This window comes from Moorena sp. SIO4E2, from assembly GCF_010671945.1.
GTDB classification, from domain to species: Bacteria; Cyanobacteriota; Cyanobacteriia; order Cyanobacteriales; family Coleofasciculaceae; genus Moorena; species Moorena producens.
Genome location: NZ_JAAHIE010001037.1, coordinates 1 through 1,883 on the forward strand (window position 1 = coordinate 1; position 1,883 = coordinate 1,883).

4 protein-coding genes are annotated in these 1,883 nt (G+C 46.9%); 1 reads left to right on the forward strand and 3 read right to left on the reverse strand.

The window, feature by feature from the left end:
- The 3 genes from F6K37_RS40310 to F6K37_RS40320 form a co-directional block, all read right to left on the reverse strand.
- The coding region (locus F6K37_RS40310; RefSeq protein WP_287256869.1) for an ATP-binding cassette domain-containing protein at positions 1 to 208 on the reverse strand (208 nt) is incomplete at its 3' end.
- A gap of 89 nt (positions 209 to 297) precedes the next feature.
- Positions 298 to 450 carry a hypothetical protein gene (locus F6K37_RS40315; RefSeq protein ID WP_154659661.1) on the reverse strand — a complete coding sequence of 51 codons (153 nt, stop codon included), beginning with the start codon at positions 448 to 450 and terminating at the stop codon, positions 298 to 300.
- Positions 451 to 482: 32 nt separating this feature from the next.
- Positions 483 to 1,301, reverse strand: a complete 819-nt coding sequence (locus F6K37_RS40320) for a class I SAM-dependent methyltransferase (protein WP_287256905.1) — start codon at positions 1,299 to 1,301, stop codon at positions 483 to 485.
- A 320-nt stretch (positions 1,302 to 1,621) separates the two neighbouring features.
- On the opposite strand from F6K37_RS40320, the gene F6K37_RS40325 reads away from it, so the two are divergent.
- Positions 1,622 to 1,883: aminotransferase class III-fold pyridoxal phosphate-dependent enzyme (locus F6K37_RS40325; RefSeq protein ID WP_287256907.1), on the forward strand; the 262-nt coding region annotated here is incomplete at its 3' end.

Here is a 1,883-nt window from a genome sequence, read left to right on the forward strand (position 1 = left end):
GTAGTACTGAAATGCCAGATACCTCAATTTTTCCAGCGTCCGGTGCCGTGAGAGTGCATAGGCAACGAATGGTGGTGGTTTTACCGGCACCATTAGGACCGAGTAAGCCAAAAATTTGACCCGGTTCGACTTGTAAGGAGATGTCTTTGACGGCGTGGACATCTCCATAGCGTTTTTGGAGGTTCTGGATTAATACAGCGGCAGCCATAAGCTTTCCCTATGCCGGTCACGACTACACAAATCTCAACACTTGTTATTGTAGCCGGTTGCGCTGGTTAGGGGTAAAATTTAAGGTTTTTAGGCAAAACTGCTGAGGAGTGATTGGGTGTATAGCCCAGCCCGTAGATGCGTTCGCGTAGCGGCTCGTACCGAGCATCGCGCCCCGCGTGACCATTCCCGTAGCGTGGCCTTTTGGCCAAGGTCAATCGCATCCACTGAATCTACACTCAACCTATGGCGTAGCTGTCTTAACTTGCCACGGATTAGTGATCGCTAACCTTGTCACAGAGGTAGAAGCACCAGCCTAACTCACGAGCAGTAATCGCCTCCTGGGTTTTATCAAAAGCAACGCTCAAATCCGGATAAGCCTCCCGAGCCAGCTCGGACACCAATTCGTAACTCTTTTTCAGGTGTTCGCTCATTTCCTTGACCTGCAACACGTTAAATCCGATCTGAGTGAGTTTTTCTGTGTAGACTTCGGGACTATATGTCGGATCAACCCTCTGTCTGTCGTAGACATACTTACGGGCTGTTTCGCTGATTTCCTGTACTGGCGTTACCAAGTCATCAAACAGGAAGATGCCTCCTGCTCCTAGGACACGATAAACTTCCGCCAGAGCCTTTTCGCGCTCGTGGATGTGATAAAGAGCGCCTTGACTCCAGGCATGGGTAAAGGAGCCATCTGGAAAAGGTAGGTTAAGGGCTGATTCCTTTTGGAAGCTCACCCGCAGAGAGGGAAAATTACTAGCCTTCGCTCGAGCATTCTCGATATAACTGCTACTGATATCGATTCCTACTACCTCACATCCCGTTTGCTGAGCCAGCCAAACGGCAGCGTTGCCATTTCCACAAGCAACTTCTAGTACCCGGGAGTCAGCAGTAATACCGCTCTGTGCCAGCATATATTCATCCCAGCGCTTGCAGGCTGGCACAAAGTCCTCAGGCCGAGCCTTGGCTAAGTTTTCGAAGTAACCCCAGTGGAGACTGCCTTCTGGATCCCAGAAACTGCGGAAACGTTGGTCTCGTTCGCGATCATCAAACAATGCCTCGGTCTGAGCTTCGGTAAATCTACTTTTTTGCATAGTTAATCCCAGTTAATTCCACGCTCTTGTTGGTTTCTGATACTGATCAAAAAAATTTAGACTATAGCAATCCTATTTTAATTGTTAAACTGGCTCTTTGATCAGGGTATACCAGTTGTTGTGCCTTATAAGATTTTTAAGGATAATTTTGGTTTTCACAAATGATCTAGGATTGCTATAGTCACCCTAAATAGTATATATTTTTCTAGGTTTCGGTGTTCGTAAAGTAAAGTGAAGCAAATGGAATAGCTTCGCGTTTTGTACACCACACACAATTGTCTCACCTACTTGAAAATACTAACAATAGGCAGGTTTAGCATATGAACATTTTCACCAAGCTTGAGTCAGAAGTCCGAAGCTACTGTCGATTGTTCCCAACAGTCTTTACCAAGGCAGTGGGAGATACCTTGATAGATGAGAGTGGGCGTACTTATATAGATTTCTTGGCAGGTGCCGGTGCCCTCAACTACGGACATAATAACCCCAAGCTCAAAAAGCGTCTCCTCGAATACATTGAGTCAGATGCCATCACCCACAGCCTCGATATGTTTACCTCTGCCAAGCAGCAGTTTCTCGAACGTT